Annotated in this window: 19 protein-coding genes; 16 read left to right on the top strand and 3 right to left on the bottom strand. The window is 46.6% G+C overall.

What is annotated here, in order from left to right; genetic code table 11:
- Positions 1-3: 3 nt before the first annotated feature.
- The 5 genes from HUG15_RS17210 to ltrA all read left to right on the top strand — a co-directional run bounded on the left by HUG15_RS17210 (position 4) and on the right by ltrA (position 7528).
- Complete coding sequence (locus HUG15_RS17210) at positions 4-1428, top strand: sodium/glutamate symporter (protein WP_343073127.1); 1425 nt, start codon at positions 4-6, stop codon at positions 1426-1428.
- Between the two features lie 24 nt (positions 1429-1452).
- Positions 1453-2484 carry a hypothetical protein gene (locus HUG15_RS17205; RefSeq protein WP_200124263.1) on the top strand — a complete coding sequence of 344 codons (1032 nt, stop codon included), beginning with the start codon at positions 1453-1455 and terminating at the stop codon, positions 2482-2484.
- Positions 2485-2561: 77 nt separating this feature from the next.
- A complete protein-coding gene (gene tig, locus HUG15_RS17200) occupies positions 2562-3911 on the top strand; it encodes a trigger factor (protein ID WP_200124262.1) in 1350 nt (449 codons plus the stop codon).
- Positions 3912-4190: 279 nt separating this feature from the next.
- Positions 4191-5468, top strand: a complete 1278-nt coding sequence (gene clpX / locus HUG15_RS17195) for an ATP-dependent protease ATP-binding subunit ClpX (RefSeq protein WP_200124261.1) — start codon at positions 4191-4193, stop codon at positions 5466-5468.
- Between the two features lie 758 nt (positions 5469-6226).
- On the top strand, positions 6227-7528 hold the full coding sequence (gene ltrA / locus HUG15_RS17190) for a group II intron reverse transcriptase/maturase (RefSeq protein WP_200123648.1): 1302 nt from the start codon (positions 6227-6229) through the stop codon (positions 7526-7528).
- A gap of 652 nt (positions 7529-8180) precedes the next feature.
- Here the strand turns inward: ltrA and HUG15_RS17185 are convergent.
- Positions 8181-8345 carry a hypothetical protein gene (locus tag HUG15_RS17185; protein ID WP_200124260.1) on the bottom strand — a complete coding sequence of 55 codons (165 nt, stop codon included), beginning with the start codon at positions 8343-8345 and terminating at the stop codon, positions 8181-8183.
- Between the two features lie 111 nt (positions 8346-8456).
- Between HUG15_RS17185 and lonB the strand changes: the two genes are divergently transcribed.
- From lonB to yihA, 3 genes are all read left to right on the top strand, one after another.
- Positions 8457-10124 carry an ATP-dependent protease LonB gene (lonB, locus tag HUG15_RS17180; RefSeq protein ID WP_200124259.1) on the top strand — a complete coding sequence of 556 codons (1668 nt, stop codon included), beginning with the start codon at positions 8457-8459 and terminating at the stop codon, positions 10122-10124.
- A 128-nt stretch (positions 10125-10252) separates the two neighbouring features.
- The gene (lon, locus tag HUG15_RS17175; RefSeq protein ID WP_200124258.1) at positions 10253-12589 is read left to right on the top strand and encodes an endopeptidase La; all 2337 of its coding nucleotides are present in this window, start codon (positions 10253-10255) and stop codon (positions 12587-12589) included.
- Entirely contained in the window at positions 12576-13163 is a 588-nt protein-coding gene (gene yihA, locus HUG15_RS17170; RefSeq protein WP_200124257.1) for a ribosome biogenesis GTP-binding protein YihA/YsxC, read from the top strand. The genes lon and yihA overlap by 14 nt, the downstream gene beginning before the upstream one ends.
- Before the next feature lie 27 nt (positions 13164-13190).
- Here yihA and HUG15_RS17165 read toward each other — a convergent pair whose 3' ends face one another.
- Positions 13191-13703 (bottom strand): LiaF transmembrane domain-containing protein, encoded by a 513-nt coding sequence (locus HUG15_RS17165; protein WP_200124256.1) that lies wholly within the window; start codon positions 13701-13703, stop codon positions 13191-13193.
- Positions 13704-13996: 293 nt separating this feature from the next.
- Here HUG15_RS17165 and hemA point away from each other — a divergent pair, with 293 nt between their 5' ends.
- The 6 genes from hemA (at position 13997) to hemL (ending at position 20395) form a co-directional block, all read left to right on the top strand.
- The gene (gene hemA, locus HUG15_RS17160) at positions 13997-15403 is read left to right on the top strand and encodes a glutamyl-tRNA reductase (RefSeq protein ID WP_200129029.1); all 1407 of its coding nucleotides are present in this window, start codon (positions 13997-13999) and stop codon (positions 15401-15403) included.
- 52 nt (positions 15404-15455) lie between these two features.
- Positions 15456-16289 (top strand): cytochrome C assembly family protein, encoded by an 834-nt coding sequence (locus HUG15_RS17155; protein WP_200124255.1) that lies wholly within the window; start codon positions 15456-15458, stop codon positions 16287-16289.
- Between the two features lie 7 nt (positions 16290-16296).
- The gene (gene hemC / locus HUG15_RS17150; RefSeq protein ID WP_281393544.1) at positions 16297-17232 is read left to right on the top strand and encodes a hydroxymethylbilane synthase; all 936 of its coding nucleotides are present in this window, start codon (positions 16297-16299) and stop codon (positions 17230-17232) included.
- 5 nt (positions 17233-17237) lie between these two features.
- Positions 17238-17996 (top strand): uroporphyrinogen-III synthase, encoded by a 759-nt coding sequence (locus tag HUG15_RS17145; RefSeq protein WP_200124253.1) that lies wholly within the window; start codon positions 17238-17240, stop codon positions 17994-17996.
- A complete protein-coding gene (gene hemB / locus HUG15_RS17140; protein WP_200124252.1) occupies positions 17993-18979 on the top strand; it encodes a porphobilinogen synthase in 987 nt (328 codons plus the stop codon). The genes HUG15_RS17145 and hemB overlap by 4 nt, the downstream gene beginning before the upstream one ends.
- 123 nt (positions 18980-19102) lie before the next feature.
- Positions 19103-20395, top strand: a complete 1293-nt coding sequence (gene hemL / locus HUG15_RS17135; RefSeq protein WP_200124251.1) for a glutamate-1-semialdehyde 2,1-aminomutase — start codon at positions 19103-19105, stop codon at positions 20393-20395.
- A gap of 513 nt (positions 20396-20908) precedes the next feature.
- Here the strand turns inward: hemL and fmdA are convergent.
- Positions 20909-22099, bottom strand: coding sequence for a formamidase (gene fmdA / locus HUG15_RS17130; RefSeq protein ID WP_200124250.1), 1191 nt, complete (start codon positions 22097-22099; stop codon positions 20909-20911).
- 204 nt (positions 22100-22303) lie between these two features.
- Here fmdA and spoVID point away from each other — a divergent pair, with 204 nt between their 5' ends.
- Together spoVID and HUG15_RS17120 are read left to right on the top strand one after the other, a co-directional pair.
- A complete protein-coding gene (gene spoVID / locus HUG15_RS17125; RefSeq protein ID WP_200124249.1) occupies positions 22304-23413 on the top strand; it encodes a stage VI sporulation protein D in 1110 nt (369 codons plus the stop codon).
- Entirely contained in the window at positions 23406-24419 is a 1014-nt protein-coding gene (locus HUG15_RS17120; protein ID WP_200124248.1) for a protein kinase family protein, read from the top strand. The genes spoVID and HUG15_RS17120 overlap by 8 nt, the downstream gene beginning before the upstream one ends.
- Positions 24420-24557 lie beyond the last annotated feature (138 nt).

The raw sequence follows: 24557 nt of genomic DNA, 5'->3' as shown, positions 1-24557 counted from the left end.
AACTTGTCATCAGAGACATTAGAGGTAGTAGGGTTTGCGCTCATTATCATGACTGTTATATTACTGATAGGGAAATGGATACGGCTTAAAGTTCCTTTATTTCAAAAGCTATTCCTGCCAAGCTCCATTATTGGCGGTTTTTTTGCGCTTCTCTTGGGACCCGAGGTGCTCGGTAGAATCATAACGGCGACGACAGGGAACGAAGCAATGGCGTATGGGATTTTTACGGAAAATATGTTTGACGTATGGGCGGAGTTGCCGGGTCTGCTCATTAACGTCGTATTTGCCTGTTTATTTATCGGATTTGCAATTCCAAGGCTGCAGGAAATCTGGAAGATCGGTGGCCCGCAAGTAGCGCTCGGGTACACGATTTCCTGGGCGCAATATGTGGTCGGCATTTTATTAGCCGTCACGGTGCTTACACCGGTATTCAATTTAGATCCCGCGGTTGGGGCCATCATCGAGATTAGTTTTGTCGGTGGACACGGAACGGCTGCCGGTTTAGGCGATACATTTGCAGCGGTTGGGTTTGAAGAAGGCCTGGATTTGGCGCTTGGGTTGGCAACGATCGGGATTTTAAGCGGTGTTGTCGTTGGTATTATTTTCATTAACTGGGCAGCCAGAAAAGGGGTAACGAGTTCCATCGGCCATCCCGATGATCTATCCACAGATCAGAAGACCGGGATTATCCAAAAAGACAATCGTGAGTCTGCCGGCGAGTTGACAACTTCCCCGATCTCCATTGAACCGTTGTCTTTTCACGCGGGACTCGTCGGACTGGCTATTTTTATCGGTTATCTCATCTTGGAATTCTTTGTGTGGTTGGAAGATGTCACTTGGGGCAGCGCATATGACTTGTATTTGTTTGAATATGTGCCGCTGTTCCCGATTGCGATGATCGGCGGAATTATTATCCAGATCGTCATGTCCAGAACCGACAAGTCGGAAATTGTCGATCGGGCGACAGTCAGTCGAATTCAAGGCATAGCGCTCGATTTATTAATTGTGAGCGCGATGGCGACGTTAAGCCTTCAAGTCATCGGAGACAACATCATTCCTTTCGTGATTCTCGCTGTAGCCGGGGTCGTGCTCAACGTTGTCATGTTTATGTACCTAGCACCGCGTATGATTCCGAGCCACTGGTTTGAAAGAGGGATGGGCGACTTTGGCCAATCCACGGGAGTGGCGGCAACCGGGATCATGTTGATGCAAATCGTTGATCCCGAAAACCGGACACCGGCTTTGAAGGCGTTTGGCTATAAACAAATTTTGTTTGAACCGATGGTCGGCGGTGGTTTGGTTACCGCAGCCTCGATTCCGTTTATTCTTCAGTTTGGACCGATTCCCGTCTTAATTGCAATGACCATTTTAATGATTGCTTTCTGGTTATTAGGGGTATTGTATTTCGGGAAAAATAAAGCCGAATAGGTCCTGAAATTAGGTGAAAAGACAGTGGATGACAAAAATAATGTGGTTCTTTTCCCGGGAAGCATTCGTCTTTTGCTGAACGAAGGATTGAACGCGTTGAAGGCAGGAGATTTTGAGCAGGGATTGAAACACTTTAACCAAACGCTCATGTTTGATGAAAGAGATGAACAAGCGTGCTACGGGCGACTTGTCTGCTTACTTGAATTAGGTTACCTTGAAGATAGCAAAACAATAGCAGCAGACATGTTGCATGAAGGTATTGGGGGCTACGAAGATGTGTTATATTTCTACGTCTCCGCGCTAGTGCAGCTGGGGGAATGGGACGCGGTTGTTGATACGATTGAAACGGAACGGCAATCTTCCCGCTTACCGGCAAAATATGCAGAACACTTTTTTCAATTTCTGGCTACGGCGAGGACAATGAAAAAGGAAGCCTTCTTGCCGGAAGCAGAGGAAGAGGATGAGGATTATTCTGCCGTTCTTCGTGATGAGACGCTCGCGGGTCTTTTTGATCCATCACCGGAAGTGCAGTGGCGAACGTTTCAACAATTGAAAAAGCGGAGTTGGCGGCAAGTGAAAGCGGCATTTGAAACAGCGCTCCGTCACGAAAACACATCGCCGATGATCAAAACGTTACTTTTATTAGTGATGAAAGATTGGGAAGTGGGGGCGTCAATCAAGGTAAGCAAATACAAGCGTGAAAAAAACGTCATTCCCGTCCAACTGAATAGTTTTTCAGAATATGAGGCCGAACTGAAAACGAGCATTTTTGAACAATGGGAAGATGGGCTGGCACAGGATAACCCGATGTTGTATGAAACCGCACAATCCATTTTGGAATGGATTTTTATGGAGTATTATCCTTTCCCTCTTCCGGAGGCTACCGTAAATGTATGGGCGGCTGCGATTCACGTGGAAAGCTTGCGGTATATGGGCATTCAAGATGAGGTAGAAAAGGTGGAAATGCTCTATGATGCCGATCACACCGAGGTGGAGAAACTAGTAAATAATGTAGTGTCATCTCACGCATCTTTTCACTCATCTCCTATTGATTGAAAATATGTTAGCTTATGTTATAATGTAGGGGTTGTAAATTAGGACGTAACGCTTTAAAACATGGAGGGAACAGATAAATGACTGCTAAATGGGAAAAGGGCGAAGGCAATCAAGGCGTCCTCACCGTAGAAGTAGGAGCAGATGAATTCAAATCTGCGCTAGATCAAGCATTTCAAAAAGTAAAAAATGATGTGAGCCTCCCGGGGTTCCGAAAAGGAAAAGTTCCAAGGAAATTATTTGAACAACGGTTTGGGGTTGAATCCCTCTATCAGGATGCGGTTGACATTGTTCTTCCGTCTGCCTATTCAAACGCCGTTGAAGAAACCGGGATTGAACCGGTTGACCAGCCGGAAATCGATATAGATGGAGAAATCGAAAAAGGAAAACCGGTTGTTTTCAAGGCAACGGTAGTAGTAAAACCTGAAGTCGAACTCGGGCAGTACAAAGGGCTTGAGATTGAAGAATTTGACACGTCGGTCAGTGAAGAAGAAGTTGAGGAAGAAATTGAAAAGTTGCGTGAACAACACGCTGACCTCGTCGTTACCGAAGATGCTGCCGAGGAAGGCGACACGGTTGTATTTGATTTCAAAGGATTCGTAGACGGTGAACCATTTGAGGGCGGGGAAGCAGAAAACCACTCGCTTGAGCTTGGTTCCGGACAGTTTATCCCCGGTTTTGAAGAACAAATGGTAGGTTTGGAACCGGGGACGGAAACAACCGTTGAAGTTACATTTCCGGAAGACTATCACGAGGAAACCCTCGCCGGCCGGGCGGCAACCTTCAATGTAACGTTGCATGAAGTGAAACGGAAAGAGCTTCCGGAACTGGATGATGAATTTGCTGTCGATGTCGATGAAAACATCGAAACGCTTGACGAATTGAAGAAGAAAAAGCGCGAAGAGCTTGAACACAATAAGGAACATGAAAAAGAGCATCACGAACAGGACAGCGTTGTCGAACAGGTAACAGAAAACGCGAATGTTGATGTTCCGAGTGCGATGGTTACGACCGAAACCGATCGCATGCTCCAGGAAATGAGCCAACGCTTTGAATCCCAAGGCATATCGATGGACATGTATTATCAAATGGCCGGCACCGATGAAGAAGGCATGAAAGAACAATTTCGGCCCGAAGCTGAAAAAAGGGTGAAATTGAATCTTGTGCTCGAGGCGATTGCAGATGCCGAAGAAATCGAAGCTAGTGATGAGAAAGTTGAAGAACAGCTGGATGAGATGGCCCAAGCTTATGAACGGGACAAAGAAGAAATCCGCCAGTTGCTCAGTCTTCAGGGCGCGCTCGATACATTGAAAGATGAACTTCGTATGCAATCCGCCTTGAAGTTCCTTGTTGATCAAGGGGTAACGGTAGAAGCCAAACCAGAAGAAACAGAAGCTGAAGAAACTGAAGAGGAAGATAAGCAGGAATAGAACTGCCAAAAAGAAAAAGACGCGGGCACTCGCCGTGTCTTCCTTTTTTACACTTTAAGAATGTTTAACTTCGTTAAGGGATTAAAGTATAAGTAAAACTATGGTTCCCGCTATAAGAACTTGGCGGAAACCAAGTTTTTCTAAAAAAACGGCATGAATTTGTTTTTTGTAACGTAAAGCTGATGTAGAATGGGTAGCCTATGTATCAGCCAACGTATTTTGTTTGACTGGGAGTAAGGGTAGGGTGTAAGGTACACTATACAGTGAGGGGTGAATAACATGATCAAGTTCAATGAGGAAAAGGGTCAACTGAAATGCTCTTTTTGCGGAAAAACACAAGATCAAGTCCGTAAGCTAGTGGCCGGACCGGGTGTATATATATGCGATGAATGTATTGAGCTTTGCACCGAAATTGTGGAAGAGGAATTGGGTACGGAAGAAGAAGTCGAACTTGAAACCGTTCCTAAACCGCAGGAAATTGATGAAATTCTTGATGACTACGTGATCGGCCAGGAAAACTCAAAGAAATCGCTTTCGGTCGCGGTCTATAACCACTACAAACGGGTAAATGCCGCGGCTGCTGCCGGTAACGATGGGGAAAATGTTGAAATCGCCAAAAGTAACATTTGTCTCATTGGACCGACGGGAAGCGGGAAGACATTAATGGCGCAAACGCTTGCCCGTATTCTGAACGTCCCGTTCGCTATCGCGGATGCTACTTCGTTAACGGAAGCCGGATACGTCGGTGAAGATGTGGAAAATATTCTGTTGAAATTGATCCAAGCAGCCGACTATGATGTGGAGAAAGCGGAAAAAGGAATTATCTACATTGATGAAATTGACAAAGTAGCACGCAAATCGGAGAATCCGTCGATTACGCGAGATGTATCAGGGGAAGGGGTGCAACAAGCCCTATTAAAAATTCTCGAGGGGACGACAGCCAGCGTGCCTCCACAAGGAGGACGCAAACACCCCCATCAAGAATTTATTCAAATTGATACGAGTAACGTCCTCTTCATTGTCGGCGGAGCCTTTGATGGCATCGAGCAAGTCGTTAAACGCAGGCTTGGCAAGAAAATCATTGGCTTTGGGTCCGAGTCTGAAAGCGGAGAGATAGCTGATGAAGAATATCTTGATAAAATTCTTCCTGAAGACCTGCTGCGCTACGGCTTAATTCCGGAATTCATCGGCAGGCTCCCGGTTATTTCCAGTTTGAAACCGCTGGATGAAGACGCGTTGGTGGAAATATTAACGAAACCAAAAAATGCACTCGTTAAACAGTTCCAAAAGTTATTGGAAATCGATGACGTTGAGCTTGAATTTACAGACGAGGCATTGCGGGAAGTCGCGAAAAAGGCCATCGAACGAAAGACAGGCGCACGCGGCCTTCGCTCCATTATCGAATCCATCATGTTGGATGTCATGTACGATCTGCCATCCAAGGAAGAAATCAGCAAATGCACGATTACGGCAGAATGTGTATTGGAAGAAGGCTCGCCGGAACTGACGACGAAAGATGGCGAATTGATCAAGCTTGAACCGAGAGAAAGTGCATAACGAAATAAAAGCGATGTTTGTTTAATGGCATGAGCGCGGCTCATGCTTTTTTTCGCGAGTGGCAGCAGATACCGCTATAGGGTGCAAGACCCGAATGCAGCCGAACAGCCGGTAAGCATTAGCTAACAGATAGTGCGATGACCGTGAGGTATCGTGCGGAGGATCTGAAGGCAAATCCCTGAACAGAGCTGAATCCCATGTTGGCACGAGAGCGGGATGACTGTGCAAGAAAACAGGAAGTCCGAATAGCTGGCAGCTCGAAGTGTTATGAGGGCTGGATTAGGGAGAAAGCGTATGATGTGACCCATTGAGGTCTCCCTGCTTCCTCATAGAGGTATTGATATCGCAAGGTTATGCCAAGGGTATCAAGATGAGAGGGAGAAGTCAGAGATCGCCATAGTAGTGAAGAAGCTCATGCCTAAGACTTTCTGGTAACAGGAACGAGGACAGCACATGAGTGAAACTGCACACCGTTGTAGTTGGAAACCTATGCTCAAAAGGCAGGGATTTCGTGCGAAGGGCGTGACCCATGAAGATCAATGCGAGTAGACTTTCGGATGTCTGTGGAAGTGGACAGAAACCGGACAAATGGCCAAGGGGGCTGATGCCGGGGTCGAACAGAAGGGTACACCGTCCACCGCCTTATGGTAAAGAAGCAAGGACTGCTGAAAAGCTACTAGCCTTGCGGATGTGTCATAACAAAGGGGAAACAGAAACAGCGAGGGAACCGAAAGCAATGACGTAAGGAGCGTAGACCGATGAAAGGACGCGTGTGGTACAGCTTGTACGACAAAGTGTTCGCTAAGGCTAATCTACGAGACGCTTTCGTTCAAGTAAAGAAGAACGGAGGAGCTCCCGGCGTAGACAAGGTGACAATTGGCGACTATGAGGCAGAACTGGAGGACAATCTAGAAGTGCTCCAGCAAAAGCTGAAAGACAAACGTTATCGCCCCAAACCTGTCCGCCGAAAGATGATTACGAAAGAGGATGGAAAGAAGAAGCGTCCGCTCGGTATCCCCACGGTGGAAGATCGAGTGGTCCAAGCGGCGATCCGAAACATCCTTGAACCGATCTTTGAAGAAGATTTCCTTCCGTGCAGTTATGGATTTCGCCCGACTATCAGTGCCCACATGGCGCTGGACCAAGTGAGTGAATATCTTCGACAGGGATACGCGTATGTGATCGATGCGGACTTGCAAAGCTACTTTGACACGATTCCGCATGACCGATTGGAAGCTCAAATCCGTAAACGGGTGACAGATGGTTCTGTGATTCAACTCATCCAGCAAATCTTGAGGGCAGGTGTCATGGAAGGGGATTTGTATGAAGACACGCCTTTGGGTGCTCCGCAAGGCGGCGTCTTGAGTCCATTAATTTCCAATATTTACCTTAACCAATTGGATGAGCTGATGAAGGAACGCGGGCATCGTATTGTTCGGTTTGCGGATGATTTCGTCATTTTGTGCCGAAGCCAAAAAGGAGCGGAACGAGTGATGAGAAGCGTTACCCGCTACCTTGAGAATGACTTGGGTCTGGCGTTGCATCCGACGAAAACGAAGGTCGTTGATGTCAAGCAAGAACCGTTTACATTTCTTGGTTTTGAGTTCTACAAGCATATTCGAAGAATTGACCCAAAGAAGGAAGCGAAGTTTAAGAAGAAAGTCAAGGAAATCACAAGACGGAATCAAACCGTTGATCTTGAAACACTCATTCACAACCGATTGAACCCCTATCTTCGGGGATGGGCGAATTACTTTGGACATGGGCATGTGAAAGGGAAATTTCGAAAATGGGATGCGTGGGTTCGCCGTCGATTGCGCATGATACAGCTACGGAGTTGGCGCTATGTCAAAAACCTCCATCGTGTATTAAGAAACAAGGGATGGAAGGAAGATGAACTGAGAGGGATTCGCATGTTCGCTTGGCGAAGTTCCAAGAGTCCGATGGTTCATGTCGCTCTCGATAATGATTACTTCCAGCGATTAAACCTTGTTAGCTTAACATCTGTCTATCAGAAACTTATCTCTAAACGGGATAAATGGGAGGAGCCACATGCGTAGACCCGCACGTGTGGATCTGTGAGGGGCGTAGTCAGTAATGACTACGCCTACTCAGTCTAATTTCTTATAGGCTGTAATGGGAACTTGGTTGCGAGCATTTCGGGCGTACGCGCCAGCTTTTTTTTCGCTCGAACGGAGGCCTAAAATTGCGGGTTAGGACCCGAACAGCAGTGAAAACCAGGTTAAAGAGTCACTAACCGAGTCATTAGCACCCGAACAGAGGCAAAAAACACGCTCGAGGGGTCACTAATCATACAATTAACACCCGAACAGCGGGGGGCTAACCGATTAAAGGGTCACTAATCGTGTCATTAGTATCCGGTCAGCGGTAAAAATCAACACGAAGCAACGCTGATCGTAAACATAATAGAAACCTTCCTTTGTTTGGTCGGACTCTTTATGAAGTAGGCGAATTGCGTTCGGTTTTGGCGATCATTTTGATTTTAGATCGTCATCCTGAAAGCGTAAGCCGTAAAGTATAAAATATCTGTTCCCTGTTTTAGGGCCTTTCATTTTATGTCCCCTGCACTTCTAAGGACAAAATTTACGTGTCGTTCGTGATTCTGGCATGCACCATTCGTTTTGAGGACAAAACATTCGCCTCTCTCGAGATTTTGTCATCAATCAGGCCTTTGCGAGACCGAGACAAAATCTACCCTTGCCCGTGATTCTGGCATGCACCACTCGTTTGAGAACAAAACATTTGCATCTCCGGCAATTCTGTCTTCATCCGCCCACTTCTCCCGCTGCTCACCAAATTCCCCTCATTCCTCGTCATCTCGCGTTGCTCTTCATCAACTCTTAACAAATTTTCCACTTACTTCTCTCTTCGTGAATGGCATACTGCATCGTTTGGAGAGTCATACTAACGGGCAGTTAGCGACAATTGCGGTAGGCGAGAGCGACCGTTAAACGAGGAGGAACCCGCATGGATTGGACATCGTTAATTATGCTCATTCAAGTTTTCTTCGGAATCGTGATTGGATTATATTTCTGGAACCTACTTAAAAATCAACGCACCCAACGGGTATCGGTGGACCGGGAATCAAAAAAAGAAATGCACCAACTGCAAAAGTTGCGTTCTATATCCTTAAACGAACCATTGGCGGAAAAAGTGCGTCCGATGACGTTCTCCGACATTATCGGCCAGGATGAAGGCGTGCGTTCATTAGAAGCTGCGCTTTGCGGCCCTAACCCGCAGCATGTGCTTATCTATGGGCCACCCGGCGTAGGGAAGACAGCAGCCGCCCGTTTGATTATGGAAAAAGCAAAAATGAACAACGGTTCTCCGTTTAATATCGATGCTCCATTTATTGAACTCGACGGTACGACGGCCCGTTTTGACGAACGGGGAATTGCCGACCCGCTAATTGGCTCTGTTCACGATCCGATCTACCAAGGAGCCGGATCAATGGGGCAAGCGGGCATTCCCCAACCGAAGCCAGGGGCGATTACAAAAGCGCACGGCGGCATGCTTTTTATCGATGAAATCGGGGAGTTGCATCCGATTCAATTAAATAAACTGCTAAAAGTGTTGGAAGACCGCAAGGTTTTTCTGGAGAGCGCATACTATAGTGAAGAAAATGCTTCCATCCCCACGCATGTCCATGACATTTTTCAAAATGGACTGCCTGCAGACTTTCGCTTGATCGGCGCAACGACGCGAACACCGGATGAGATCCCCCCTGCTGTGCGATCCCGCTGTCTGGAAATATTTTTTCGGCCGCTTAAGCAAAAGGAATTGTCGATCGTGGCGAAAAGTGCAGCAAAGCGATTGAAGATGGACATCCAGGAAGAAGGGTTAGAAACGGTTTCGTCTTATGTAACAAATGGCCGGGAAGCAGTTAACACGATTCAGATCGCTGCCGGGTTGGCAACAACAGCTGAACGGGAAAACATTGACGTTTCCGATATTGAGTGGGTCGTGCATGCCAGTCGCTTAAGCCGCAGACCCGAGAAAAAAATACACCCGGAGCCAATGGTTGGCCGTGTAAATGGACTTGCGGTATATGGACCGGATTTGGGGATGTTGTTGGAAATTGAAGCAACCGCGCAAGAAACGAAAGGGAAAGGCATGCTCACGGTTACGGGGATTGCGGAAGAGGAAAACGCAGGGAATCAAATGCGTTCGATTCGGCGAAAAAGCATGGCAAGAAGTTCAGTAGACAACGTTATGACCGTATTGCGCCATTTAAAAGTGCCGGTAGACAGCTACGATATTCATGTGAATTTCCCCGGCGGAACACCGATTGACGGACCTTCCGCGGGATCGGCGATTGCCACGGCGATCTATTCAGCCGTCAATCAGCAAAAAGTAAAAAATGATGTGGCGATCACCGGTGAATTGAGCATTTGGGGAAAATTGAAGCCGGTCGGCGGGGTTCCTTCAAAAGTGGCAGCTGCCGAGGAAGCCGGCGTCAGGCAAGCGTTCATTCCGAAAGACAATGATGAGACTGTTCTGCATCAAGTGCAAGGGATCACGGTGGAACCCTTAAACACGTTAGATGAGTTATTTGCCAATGTTCTCTTGGAGGAAACGGATGTGCCGCACGGATTCTCCGTAACAGAAACGTCTTCTCCCTCCGTTCATATGTAAAATCCCGTGCAATTGAATAGACACGTTCATGCTCTTAAGCTAAAATGAAACCTACGAGTAAAGAAGAACGGGAAAGCATGCCTTCCTTTTCCCATATGTAAAAATGATAAACAGAACGGGGGTTGACGATGCCGACGACGGAAACGAGTCAAAAGATCCCGCTTTTGCCTTTAAGAGGCGCGCTTGTTTTTCCGGGAATGGTTTTGCACTTGGACGTGGGGCGCGATAAATCGGTACGTGCCATTGAGCAAGTCATGGAAGATGATCAACGGATCCTCCTGGCAAGCCAAATTGATTTGGCAGTTGAAGAACCTGAGAAAAAAGACTTATATCAAACAGGCACACTCGCCTATGTGAAACAAATGTTAAAAATGCCAAACGGCACGACCCGCATCCTCGTTGAAGGAATGCAACGTGCGAATATCAATGAGGTCACAAGCAGTGATGAATATTACGAAGTAAACATAGACCCATTGTCGGCGGAAAAAGGCAATCCATCAAAAACAACCGCCTTGAAGCAGACGCTCAATGACCATTTTGAACAATACGCAAAAGCCTCGAGCAAAATTTCCGACGAAACGATACAAGCCGTACGCGAGATCGACGATCCCGGTCATTTTGCCGATACAATCGCTTCACACTTGCCGTTAAAAATTGAGCGCAAGCAAGAGATTCTTGAAGCTGTCGATGTTGAAAATCGATTGCAAAAACTGCTTGATATTTTGACGAATGAAAAAGAAGTGTTGGATTTAGAGCAAAAAATCGGCCAACGTGTGAAACAATCCATGGAACGAACGCAGAAAGAATATTATTTAAGGGAACAAATGAAAGCCATCCAAAATGAACTTGGGGATAAAGAGGGAAAAGGCGGCGAAGTCGAAACGCTGCGCACGCAAATTGAAGAAGCGAACATGCCGGAAAATGTGGAAGAAAAAGCGCATAAAGAGTTAACGCGTTACGAACGGGTTCCGACGGCTTCAGCGGAAAGCTCGGTGATCCGTACATACCTTGATTGGCTTGTGGCCCTCCCTTGGCATGAGAAAACGACGGACCATTTAGATATTGCCAATGCGGAAAGCGTGTTGGACGAAGATCATTACGGCCTTGAAAAGGTAAAAGAACGTGTATTGGAACATTTGGCCGTGCAACAGCTCACTGAGTCCATGCAAGGTCCGATCGTCTGTCTGACCGGCCCTCCCGGTGTAGGGAAAACATCGCTTGCCAAATCGGTCGCCCGTGCCCTTAACCGTGAATTTGTTCGCATATCTTTAGGCGGTGTGCGTGATGAAGCGGAAATTCGCGGTCATCGGCGCACGTATGTAGGGGCGCTTCCAGGAAAAATTATCCAAGGGATAAATAAAGCCGGTGTCATGAACCCTGTTTTTTTGCTCGATGAAGTGGATAAAATGGCGAGCGGCTTTCGCGGCGATCCGTCGTCTGCCCTTCTGGAAGTGCTGGATCCGGAACAGAATCATACGTTTGGTGATCACTACATTGAAGAAACGTATGATCTTTCCAATGTCATGTTCATTACAACGGCAAATAATGCATCGATGATTCCGGCGCCATTGCTTGACCGGATGGAAACGATCAATATCGCCGGTTATACGGAAATTGAAAAAACAGCAATCGCCACAAATTATTTATTGCCGAAGCAATTGGAACGGCACGGACTTTCCAAAGGCAATTTGCAAATTAAAGATGATGCTTTACTGAAAGTGATCCGTTACTATACAAGAGAAGCCGGCGTGCGAAATTTGGAGCGGCAATTGGCAAACATTTGCCGCAAAGCAGCAAAGACGATTGTTACCGGAGAAAAGAAGAAAGTGGTCGTTACGCTAAACACGTTGGAGGACATGCTTGGGAAGCCGCTGATGCGCTATGGACAAATGGAAGAAAACGATCAAGTCGGAGCAGCGACGGGGCTTGCCTATACGACCGCCGGAGGCGACACCCTTGCCATCGAAGTTTCATTAGCGAAAGGAAAAGGGGAACTTACACTCACCGGACATCTTGGCGACGTGATGAAAGAATCCGCGCGTGCGGCATTTAGCTACATTCGTACCAACGCCGAAAAATTGGGGATCGATGAACGCTTTCATGAAAATACCGACATTCACATTCATGTCCCCGAAGGGGCGACACCGAAAGATGGTCCATCCGCCGGGATTACGATCGCGATCGCGCTTATATCCGCCTTGACCGGTCGCACGGTAAAAAAAGAAGTCGGCATGACCGGTGAAATCACGCTACGAGGAAGAGTGCTTCCCATCGGCGGGGTAAAAGAGAAAGCAATGAGTGCTCATCGCGCAGGATTGAAGACGATCCTGTTACCGAAGGACAATGAAAAAGATTTGGAAGATATTCCCGAGAGCATTCGGACCGACATTTCCATTTCTCTTGTCTCCCATCTTGATGAGGTCATTCAATATGCATTGGGAGGCAGCTGTAATGAAAGTGAATAAGGCCGAACTTATCATCAGCGCAGTTGGTCCCGAGCAGTATCCGGACGCGGCGCTTCCGGAAATTGCGTTTGCAGGCCGTTCCAATGTAGGGAAATCGTCGTTTATCAATGCGATCATCCAACGAAAGAAATTGGCGTATACGTCTCAACAGCCCGGGAAAACACGGACATTGAATTTTTTTAACATTAACGATGTCTGCCATTTCGTCGATATTCCCGGCTATGGGTACGCGAAAGTTTCCAAAAAAGAGCGGGCGTTCTGGGGGCGCATGATCGAAGAATATTTGCAAACACGCCCGCAATTGAAAGGCGTCGTACTGCTTTTGGATGCCCGCCATGAGCCTTCGGATCAGGATTTGGCGATGTATGATTGGCTTAAACATTATGAGATTCCCGTCATTCTCGTGCTCACAAAAATGGATAAACTAAAAAAGACAAAACGAACCGCGCATGTCAAACAAGTCATCGATGTGCTGGAGCCATTGCCGGAAGATAAATATGTGCTTTTTTCTTCGGAAACCGGAGAGGGGAAAGAAGAAGCTTGGGGCTTCATTCGCGCGCTTGGTGAGTTCTAAACCGGAGTCCCTCCCCGTCTTCATCAGCTACTTTCTTCGGAATGTTCCTTTTCGATGTCGCTTTCTCTTCCCCTTGAATAATAAAAAGACGCCGAAGGCTAGTAGAAGAAGCGGCCAAATAAATGAAAAGGATTCCGATGCTTCCGTGATTCTTTCCACAACCGGTTCAAAAAAGAGAAATAATCCTCCGATGCAGATCGATAGAACACCTGCAAAAAGAAAATCTTTTTTGGTTCTTAAAAATGCAATCAGGCAGGCGATACCAAAAAACACGGCGAGGGTGCCGATGTGACTCGGCCAGTTTGGATAAAGGCCGGTAGCATGAAAATGGATCCCAATCCCGACCATAAAGACGCCCGGCAACAGGGCCGATCCTGATTTTGAAAGAAAACCGTCAATGGAGAGGGCGAGCCCCAACCAAATCAACAATGTTTCCCACGTCATCCATTGAGAGGCCAGCGCGGGAACAAAGAGGTGTGTAAGGAAATAGATACCGGCGCCGATAAAAACCATCCCCGGAAAAACTTGGCTGCTTTTCATAAAAAACGCTCCAATGCTGTTGTTTTGGTCTGCTTAATTTTTCCACATACGCATGCTTGTGGCGATGATTGGGCATCATGATAAACGAGAAATTTGCGAATCAGGAAGCAAATGTGTTTCAATAAAGTTGCTAGCGAGATTATCGTAACATATCCTTTCAGTGCTTGTTCACATTTCTAAAACAATAGACAAGCATGTTCGTGTTATAATAGTTTAAGGATAAAGGGAAATGATTCGATCTACTTGGCAGGTGCCCAAGTTTTTTGAATAAAGATGTAGGGGTGAAACTATACATGCACATCATTGTCGCCAGCATCGATTATAAAAATGCCCCTGTTGATTTGCGTGAGCAATTTGCTTTTGATGATGAAGATTTGCCCGAGGCGCTTGGGACATTGAGAGAAATGAAGAGTATTCTTGAGTGCGCGATCGTGTCTACATGTAATCGTACGGAAGTATATGCCGTTGTTGATCAGCTCCATACCGGCCGACACTTTACGAAGAAATTTTTATCCCAATGGTTTGACGTGCCTCAAGAATCGTTTTCACACGTGCTAAACGTACGGGAAAACGATGAGTCGATCGTTCATCTTATGCGCGTAAGCACAGGATTGGAGTCTATGGTGATCGGTGAAACCCAAATCCTCGGACAGGTAAAGTCAAGCTTTCGTACCGCACAAAAGCTTGGTGCAACAGGGACGGTTTTCAACCAATTGTTCCGCCAGGTGATCACCTTTGCCAAAAGGGCACATAGAGAGACAGAGATTAATGATACACCGGCTTCGGTGAGCTATGCGGCCGTTGAACTCGGCAGACAAATGTTTGGCGATTTTACGGGTAAACATGTGCTTATTTTCGGTGCCGGTAAAATGAGTGAATTGACGGCGCAACATTTACGCGCCAATGGTTCCGAAACGATTACAGTTATGAATCGTACGTATGCACGGGCAGAAGAACTTGCCGATCATGTGAAAGGACAGGCCCGTTCGGTGGAAGAAATGGGAAATGCACTTCTCGATACGGATGTTCTTATCTCCTCGACAGGTTCGGAACAATACATGTTACAAAAAGAGAATGTCGAAGCTATCATCAAAAAACGGAGAGGGCGCCCACTGTTTATGGTTGATATCGCGGTTCCCCGCGACATTGATCCGGAGCTTGGCAAGCTGGAAGATGTCTATTTGTATGATATCGATGATCTCGAAGGGATCGTTGCGGCGAATATGGAAGAACGAAAAACAGCCGCTACCGACATTGAAGCGATGTTGAAAAAAGAAATCGAGGTCTTTAAAGATTGGCTCCACGAACTCGGTGTCGTTCCCGTCATTTCTGCACTACGCACAAAAGCTTTATCGATCCAATCCGAAACGATGAAGAGCATTGAACGTAAGATTCCCGACCTTGATGATCGCGAACGCAAGGTTTTGCGCAAGCATACAAAAAGCATCGTTAATCAACTGCTAAAAGAACCGATTACCCGCGCCAAAGAAATGGCATCTGAAGAGAACAGGGAAGATGCTTTGGCGTTATTCACGGAAATCTTCGGTCTGGAAGATGAAGTCGCGGAAGCAAAAGAAGCGGAAGCGTTGAAAATCCTCGAAGAAGCTCAGAAAGAAGCACAATCTGCCCCGGAAAATAAGCAGGAGGATCAACAGGCGTCATTCGTTATGCAAGGAAATTCCAATGAACCGGTTTATTGACGGGTTGCAACCGTTTAGATCAGTTTTTTTCGCAAAGGTGGTATGAACCCGATTGGCCGCCTCAAATATCATCTATGTGTTGACGATCGTTCTATACAGTCTGAGCGTATTCGGGTACTTTATTGATTTTCTCCAGAATAACCGGAAGGCCAATCGCTTGGCTTTCTGGTTCCTTTCTATCGTCTGGGTGTTGCAAACCATCTTCTTAGTATTGCGTGCTTTTCAGTTTGAACGTCTCCCGCTATTAACCCCTTTTGAAGGGTTATTCTTTTATGCGTGGGCAATGGTTACCCTATCTTTACTCGTTAATTTTTATTTTCGTGTTGATTTCCTTGTTTTTTTTATGAATGTGGTAGGCTTTTCCTTGATGGCTGTAAGTTTGTTTTTTCCTACCGACAATCTTTCTCCGGTCTGGGAAGATATCCTCACTTCCGAGCTGCTGATCCTGCATGTGACGTTAATCATTCTTTCCTATGCCGGTTTTACCGTTGCTTTTGCTTGTTCGGTGTTGTATTTAATGGAACATCAAATGCTAAAGAACAAAAATTGGGGAAAACGATTGTTAAGGTTTGGAAGTCTGAATAAACTGGACCGTTTTTCATACGTAGGGACGATGTGCGCGTATCCTTTATTGTTATTGGGTGTTATTCTTGGTTTTATATGGGCGTACAGCGGGGATGGCATGCATTCAATTCCTCTATTTGACCCGAAAGTTCTCGGTTCTTTGGCTGTGTTGGTTTTTTATGGCGGTTACTTGTATCAAAAAGCGGTAAAAGGAAAACAAGGATATGGCATGGCTTTTTATAACATGCTCGGATTTTTAATTTTGCTCGCCAATTATTTGTTGACGAGTGAATGGTCGAGCTTTCACATATGGAGTGTGTAGGAGGAAAATGATGAGAACAATCGTAATCGGAACAAGGAAAAGCAACCTGGCCCTCAAGCAAGCAGAATGGGTCAAAGAGAAATTGGAAGCATTAGGGCTTCCCTATAAGTTTGAACTGAAAAAAATCGTGACGAAAGGCGATCGAATTCTTGACGTGACGCTATCAAAGGTAGGCGGGAAAGCGCTGTTCGTGAAAGAAATCGAAAAAGCGATGGAAGACGAAGAGATTGACTTCGCTGTTCATAGCATGAAGGATATTCCATCCGTCATTCCGGACGGCTTCGCCCTTGGCGCGGTGACGGAGCGCGTGGATCCGCGCGATGTATTAATCTCGGAATCGGGAAAAAAACTTCATGAGCTCCCGGCAGGCGCAGTGGTCGGCACGAGTAGTTTGCGGCGCCAAGCACAAATTCTCGCTGCGCGTCCGGATGTGGAAGTAAAATGGATTCGCGGCAATATCGAAACACGGATGCGGAAAATGAAAGACGAGGATTTTGATGCCATCGTTTTGGCTGCTGCCGGTTTGGCAAGAATGGGTTGGTCCGACGAAATCGTAACCGAATATTTGGCGCCGGAAAACAGCTTGCCGTCCGTCGGTCAAGGTGCCCTCGGCATTGAATGCCGCGCCGGCGACAAAGACATCCTGGCATTGCTGAAACATATCCATGATGAGAAGGTGGCCCGCACGGTCCAAGCGGAGCGGGCATTTTTGAAAAATGTGGAAGGCAGTTGCCAAGTGCCGGTCGCGGGACATGCGGTGATGGGGGAAGGAAATGATGTTACGCTGCGCGCGCTTGTGGCTTCCCCGGATGGCAAAACATTGCTCCAGGACGAACAAACCGGAAGTGACCCGGAACGTTTAGGGAAAATCATTGCAGCCAATCTTCTTGATCGTGGCGGAAAAGAAATTCTCGATCAAGTGAAAAAAGATCTGGAGGGGTAGTCTCCATGCCGGTGAATGCCCCTATTGCCCTGGTGACGAGAGGAAAGGCAGATCAGACGGCGGAAGATCCATTAGTCTCTCACTTGCAAGCGTTGTCCGTACCTGTGCAACATATCCCGCTTGTCACACAACAAATGCTAAAGGAACATGAAAACATTCCGGCTGCGCGTGAGATAGACTGGCTTGTTTTTACGAGCGCGAATGCCGTTCATTACTTTGAGTGCTTAATGTCCGGCAAAGAATGGGGGCGCACGAACGTCCGTGTAGCCACCGTCGGACCTAAAACAGCAGAAGCTGCTGCCTCCATTGGATTTACAGTCGATCTTGTCCCGGAGAAAACATATACGGCAGAAGCGCTTGCTGAAGGATTGGGTAATGCGATCAGCCCGGGGGAGACGGTAGTGATTCCGAAAAGCAAACAAGCGAGGAATGTGCTTCCCGACTACTTGGACAATCGAGGGGCGAACGTTGTGGACCCTGCCATTTATGAAACAAGGGCATGGACAGAAAGCGCGCACGCGTTGGCTACATTTTTAAGCACGCATAATAACGGCGTTATTACCTTCACGAGCCCGAGCGCGGTTCATGCTTTTAAGCAGATGCAACCCGACCTTCCGAAGTGGCCTGCTATTTGTATTGGCACGATAACTGCAAAAGCCGCTTCAGAAGCGGGGTTTTCGCAAGTGGAAGCGGCTTTCCCACATACATTTGCTAATCTGGCTGAACGAGTTTCAAACTATTTGATTGAGGTGAATAACCGATGAGTGAGCTTCAGTTTGACCGTCATCGGCGCATGCGGATGACTAGTTCTTTACGTGATCTCGTCCGGGAAACAACGGTCAAAAAAGACGATTTAATTTATCCTGTTTTTGCTGTTGAAGGAACGGATACGAAACATGAAGTTCCATCAATGCCCGGCGTGTACCAATATTCGTTGGATTTGTTGAAAAAAGAAATCGATGATGTTGTGGAACACGGAATTAAGGCCATTATGTTGTTTGGCGTTCCGGGTAATAAGGATGAGTTAGGAAGCAACGCGTACAATGAAAATGGCATTGTCCAGCGCGCGATTCGGGAGTTGAAAGGGGAGCATCCGGAGCTGACGATCATTGCAGATACGTGCCTGTGCCAATATACTGACCATGGGCATTGCGGTGTGATTGAAGATGGCTATATTTTAAACGACCGATCATTGGATTTGCTCGTTAAGACTGCCGTCTCCCAAGTGGAAGCAGGTGCGGATGTGATTGCGCCTTCGAATATGATGGATGGGTTCGTAGCTGCGATTCGTTCTGGGTTGGATGAAGCGGATTTCCGGGATATCCCGATCATGTCTTACGCGGTGAAGTATGCGTCCGCCTATTACGGACCATTTCGGGATGCCGCCCATAGTTCTCCGTCATTTGGGGATCGGCGAACGTATCAAATGGATCCCGCTAATCGAAATGAAGCGATTCGTGAGGCGATGTCCGATGACCGGGAAGGGGCAGATTTTTTGATTGTGAAACCGGCACTTTCCTACTTGGACATTGTCAGTGATGTGAAAAGTACGATTAACCGCCCGGTTGTCGCCTATAATGTTTCCGGGGAATATTCCATGATTAAAGCAGCTGCCGCTCAAGGTTGGCTCGATGAAAAAGAAACGGTGATAGAAAAATTAACGAGTATGAAACGGGCAGGCGCGGATTTGATTGTTACGTATTTCGCCAAGGATATGGCCCGTTATATAAATGAATCCGATATGTAACGGAGAATCCTTTATAAAAACTTGGCTTCTACCAAGTCTTTATAAAGGACGCCTTCGTTTTACTTATACTTTAATCCATTAACAAAGTTAGACATTTTTAAAGTGAAAAAGGAGGTATTTCAAATGCGTACATTTGAACGATCGAAACAAGCATTTCAAAAAGCCGAACCTCTCATGCCGGGAGGAGTGAGCAGTGCTGTCCGTGCATACAAATCGGTGGGGATGGACCACGGGATTTATATGAACAAAGGGGAAGGGCCTTACATTACAGATCTGGATGAGCAAACCTATATTGATTATGTCCAATCTTGGGGGCCGCTAATCCTTGGGCACGCAGATCCTCGTGTCGTACGTCGTTTACAGGAAACCGCGGCGTTGGGGACAAGCTTCGGCACGTCTCATGAGATGGAGACGGCTCTCGCCGAGCTCGTCATTGATCGCGTACCATCCGTTGAAGTCGTTCGGTTTGTAAACTCTGGCACGGAAGCTACGATGAGCGCCCTACGTCTTGCCCGTGGATTTACGGGCAGAAGCAAAATCGTGAAAATGGAAGGATGTTATCACGGACATGGGGATTCATTGTTAATTAAAGCAGGTTCCGGTGTGGCTACGTTAGGGTTGCCGGATAGCCCGGGAGTGCCGGAAGGGACGGCTTCACAGACGCTTACTGTTCCTTATAACGATCTTGAAAGCCTATCGCTCGTATTTGAAAAGTATGGTGATGACATCGCCGCTGTCATCCTTGAACCGGTTGCCGGTAATATGAATGTCGTTACGCCTGAAGAAGGCTATCTCGAGGGCGTGCGTAAGGTAACTGAAGATTACGGCAGCCTGTTGATTTTTGACGAAGTCATGAGTGGATTTCGGGTTGGGTACCAATCCGCTCAAGGAAGATTTGGCGTCACTCCCGACCTGACAACGTTGGGCAAAGTTATTGGCGGTGGCCTCCCTGTCGGCGCTTACGGCGGCAGAGCCGATATCATGGAGCATATAGCTCCGGCAGGTCCGATTTATCAGGCAGGAACGCTTTCGGGGAATCCTCTGGCGATGACCGCGGGATATGAAACGTTGGCGCAATTGAGTGAAGATGATTATGAGCAATTTGAACGGCGAGGGGCACGATTGGAAGAAGGCCTCCGATCAGCTGCAAAAACGAACGGAGTTCCTCACCATATTAACCGGGCAGGCTCGATGCTAGGCTTCTTCTTTACTGATGAACAAGTGAAGAATTTTGAAACGGCCAAAACATCGGATCTGGATCTGTTCGCCAAATATTTTCAAGAGATATTGCAGGAAGGCATTTCCATCGCCCCATCTCAATTCGAAGGAATGTTCTTGTCAACCAAACATGATGATGACATTATTGAAAAAACCATCGCTGCCGCAGAGCGGGTATTTGCGAGAATCGGAAAATAGGAAAGGGGAAGGGCTATCCTCAAATCATGGGGGTAGCTTTTTGTATATCCAAGGTTATTGTGACAAAAATTAGTCGTCACCGACGATTTTGGTGCCAAAGAGAGATAAGAAATCGAATAAGTGTTTCAACTATAATCGTTGGAACACGAAAAATTGCTATAGAAGAGAGAAAAAGTTCCAACCTCTCTGGTAAGGAAAGGAATTTTCAATTTGTAGGTGAAGCCCTGTTCTTCCTTGCTCACCCCAACTGCCAAGGTCTGCTTGATTGGGGTTTTTTCGGCTTAAGCTTGGAACCGGTTATATTTTCTTTCTTCATCTTTTTAGGCTCGGAGCCACGATCCAGTTTATTTTTGAGCGCTTTGTTCATTGTGAACGTGTGAGGGGCTAGATATAGACGTTCCGAACGAATTTCACATCGTGGACAAAAGGAAAAAGTCTTTTCCTCTTTTATGGAATGATGGTGTTCAGTGAAATCGCCACAATCTTTACACCGAAAAGTATAAAAAGCCATCGTCAATCCAATCCTTTTTTCGGAAGGATGTTTTTGTCAAAAATAGCGGTCGGTATTGATACGGTACAGCATGCATTGGGAATGTCCACAATACCGTTGATTCGCCCTTCCATCGGCGCGGTTCCAAGAAGCATATATGCTTGTTCTCCTGTATACCCCAGTGTTTTCAAGTAGTCAATTGCATTTAAACATGCGTTACGATACGCCATGTGTGCATCAAGATAACTCTGCTTGCCTGTGGTTTCGTGAACGCTCACCCCTTCAAACACTAGGTATTCGCTATATTGCGGATCCATGGGATCGGGTTGGAATACGGGATTTCTCTGGATATTATGCTTTTCCATGCCGTTTTTGATAATATCCACTTTTAGTTCAATCCAACCAGGCATTTCAATCCCGCCGCAAAAAGTAATTTCACCGTCACCTTGGGAGAAATGAAGATCACCTACCGAAAGGTTCGCGCCATCAACATAAACAGGGAAATAAACACGGGATCCCAAGGAAAGGTTTTTGATATCACAATTTCCGCCATTTTCTCGAGGCGGCACGGTACGGGCGCCTTCTTTGGCTACGCGGCGGAAGTCTTCTCCTTCTAACGTTCCTAGAACAGCGCTATCTTCGTCAGGGAGGTTGGCCAAAGGAGGAATGCGATTTTCATCTTCAGTAACGAGTGCCCCCTCACGACGGTTCCATTCCATAAGCAGATCGTGGGATGGTGCGACACCGATTAATCCCGGATGAATAACACCTGCAAACTTCACACCGGGTACATGCCGGGAAGTTGTATAGATGCCGTGAAAATCCCAAATCGATTTATTTGCTTCGGGGTAATGGTCTACAAGAAAACTTCCGCCGTTCTCTTTCGCGAATATTCCATTAAATCCCCATGGGTGTTCGTCAAATGCACCGATGTTCAAAATGTCGACAACAAGTAAATCCCCTGGTTCCGCACCTTTCACTTCCACAGGACCACTTAATACGTGCACGCGATTTAAATTGACATCCCGAATTTCTGTCCCATCGTCATTATTATTGATTTGACCATCTGTCCAGTCCAAACACTCCATTTTGAATTGTTGTCCGGGATTGACGCTAAATGCAGGCGGTATATCCGGATGCCAACGGTTATGTCCGGGTATTTCCTGCTTGTCCATAGGTTTAGAAAGATCTACTTTGTAAAGCGTTTCCGTCATTTTCCATCCCTCCAATTTTGAAATCCTTTATGTTTACCCAAATTTTCGAAATGATAAACAAATGAAATATAAGTTGGATCTCTCCTCGTTCCTTCCCCCTACACGGAAGAAACCAGTCATAACCGCCCGTTCGGACACATACGTTGGTAGCGTACGAGAAAACAGTGGGACGGACGTATTTTTAATGAAGAGGGGGAACAAACCGTGACCCAAGAACAACCATCAGCTTTATCTTTTAACCTTGAAGAAGCGATATGGCTTGATCAAGGTGAGCGTATTCAATCCATTCTCGGGTTGGAACTAGAGCCGGATATTACGATGCAAGAGGATAATCATGAAGTGCTCATTAAAGGAGGACTGCATCTCGTCGGGCAATATCAACCTTATGAAAACAACGAAGATGACACATATGATGATCAAAGACAAGGGGGAGTGCCGCAAACAGCGGATCGTTTGAGCACGACAGACACGGGTGCGCGGGAGATTAAGCATTTTTTTCCCGTCGATGTAACGATCCCGCTTCATCGCATTCAAAGTTTGGATGATTTGTATGTTCAAATTGATAGTTTTGACTACGATTTGCCGGAACCAAGTTGCATTCAGTTAACGGCTGACGTAACGATTACGGGCATGAAGGAGGGCGAGGATACAAAAAGAGAAGCAAGCCCAACGCCGGAAGGATTCCCAACGTTTACGCACGAAGTGAAAGCACCACCGACCAATGATGAGAATGTTCATCCATCTTCTGATGACACCGATGCGTTACGTGAAGAAATAACAAAGGAAGAACTAGAAGAAGATCAGGAATCAACACCAGTCCTGAATTTTGAAACTCAGGAAACGGAACCGGATAGAGAAATAGAGACGCCTGTACAAGAAGAACAAAGCGATGCCGAGGTTCAAAAAGAACCGGTACCGGAAGAAGTGCAGCAAACGGAGGAATCCGTGCTGTCAAGGGACGATGCTGATCATTCCAATGCCGAGCCGGAACAAGAAGAATCGGAATATGAGGTCGTACAGGCTAACGATGAGGAAGAAGAAGTTGAAGATGTGTCATCGACCGATGACGAGGAAACACCAAAAACAAACAAGCGGGATAATGCCCTTTACCTCACGGAAATGTTGGGAAGCGACGATCGGGAATCGTTTACGAAAATGCGGATGTGTATTATTCAAGAAAACGAGTCTTTAGATACCATCGCCGATCGCTATGGGTATACAGTCCAACAGTTACTAAGATGGAACAAAATGGATATCAATCATGTGGATCAAGGGGAAATTATTTATATCCCGGTGCAATCCGCGAATGAATGACGTGATCGAAGAACTTTTAATAAAAGTTGGTCTCCAAAATGCGCACTGGGATTTGCAGAGTGAACGCGTCGTTAGAATCGAAACGCAAGATGGCCTATTTGCGCTGAAACGGTGGGAACGGACGCCGCAAGAACGTGAACATTTTCTTCATCACTTACGATATGCGGAGCGTGCAGGCATGAAAGGTATCATCCCTCTTACGAATAGGAGGGGTGATATGTCTATGTTTGAAACAAATCGCCATTATTTTTATCTGGAGCCTTGGATTGAGGAACAACCGCTAATGTCTCCGCCCCCAAAAGAACTTAGGCTATTAACGATTCTTGCCCTTAATCATAAAATTTCCGAAGACGAAGAGGATATGACCGAAGACGAGCTGTCCACGTACAAAAATGAAGTGCAGCAGGGTTGGCAACAAGATCAATTGCTAATGAACCAGTTGGCTGATCAGTTTGAACATTCCAGGTTTATGTCTCCATTTGAACTCACTTTTTTAAATGGGTATCCGTTTTATGACATGATGTTCGGGGAGATGAAAAAAGGATTTCAGAAATGGACGCGACAAGTCAAGGAAAGGGAAGGGTATCGCTTTGCTTTTTGTCATGGCCGTCCTTCGTTGGAACATGGGCTTATTGCTGCGGATGGAAATGCGTGGTTTACAAATTGGGAAACGAGCGGTCCCGGGCATCCTGCATATGACCTTGCCTATTTTTATCAAGATTTGGCGCGGCATGAGCCTTTCGATCCTTTGGAGAGCAAACAGCTTTTTGGGACATATGAAGCCTACGGACCTAGCTGGGGGGAAGCGGATACCGGCCTTTTAAAAGCGCTTATGCTTACTCCTGCACCGATTTTGACGTTTGCGCGAGCTTACGCGACAGATCCTTTGCGCTACGCAGAACATCAGTGGACGGCGATGTTAGAATCTAAATTAAGCAGTTTGCGTTATTTGTTGCAAATGATGCAATGGAAGGAAAAACAGGAAGCGGCCATGCAAGGTTCCTAGTACAGCCTGTCGAAAATAAGCGGTCAAACCGACGATCGGAAGACCGGATTAGGGCTTCAAACTGGGGTTAGTGATCGATTGGATTTAACTTCCACAGCCCGAGTTAAGGTATCAAAGGCTATCGTCAATGGCCGAATG

The organism is Salicibibacter cibarius (assembly GCF_016495725.1).
Classification (GTDB): Bacteria; Bacillota; Bacilli; order Bacillales; family Marinococcaceae; genus Salicibibacter; species Salicibibacter cibarius.
Note: the sequence above shows the minus strand (reverse complement) of the source record. Positions and strands in the feature narration are given on the sequence as shown.

Coding starts and splice junctions, on each gene's coding strand:
- tig (WP_200124262.1), top strand. CDS start 2,562: ATGACTGCTAAATGGGAAAAGGGCGAAGGCAATCAAGGCGTCCTCACC.
- clpX (WP_200124261.1), top strand. CDS start 4,191: ATGATCAAGTTCAATGAGGAAAAGGGTCAACTGAAATGCTCTTTTTGC.
- ltrA (WP_200123648.1), top strand. CDS start 6,227: ATGAAAGGACGCGTGTGGTACAGCTTGTACGACAAAGTGTTCGCTAAG.
- lonB (WP_200124259.1), top strand. CDS start 8,457: ATGGATTGGACATCGTTAATTATGCTCATTCAAGTTTTCTTCGGAATC.
- lon (WP_200124258.1), top strand. CDS start 10,253: ATGCCGACGACGGAAACGAGTCAAAAGATCCCGCTTTTGCCTTTAAGA.
- yihA (WP_200124257.1), top strand. CDS start 12,576: ATGAAAGTGAATAAGGCCGAACTTATCATCAGCGCAGTTGGTCCCGAG.
- HUG15_RS17165 (WP_200124256.1), bottom strand. CDS start 13,703: ATGAAAAGCAGCCAAGTTTTTCCGGGGATGGTTTTTATCGGCGCCGGT.
- hemA (WP_200129029.1), top strand. CDS start 13,997: ATGCACATCATTGTCGCCAGCATCGATTATAAAAATGCCCCTGTTGAT.
- hemC (WP_281393544.1), top strand. CDS start 16,297: ATGATGAGAACAATCGTAATCGGAACAAGGAAAAGCAACCTGGCCCTC.
- HUG15_RS17145 (WP_200124253.1), top strand. CDS start 17,238: ATGCCGGTGAATGCCCCTATTGCCCTGGTGACGAGAGGAAAGGCAGAT.
- hemB (WP_200124252.1), top strand. CDS start 17,993: ATGAGTGAGCTTCAGTTTGACCGTCATCGGCGCATGCGGATGACTAGT.
- hemL (WP_200124251.1), top strand. CDS start 19,103: ATGCGTACATTTGAACGATCGAAACAAGCATTTCAAAAAGCCGAACCT.
- fmdA (WP_200124250.1), bottom strand. CDS start 22,099: ATGACGGAAACGCTTTACAAAGTAGATCTTTCTAAACCTATGGACAAG.
- HUG15_RS17120 (WP_200124248.1), top strand. CDS start 23,406: ATGAATGACGTGATCGAAGAACTTTTAATAAAAGTTGGTCTCCAAAAT.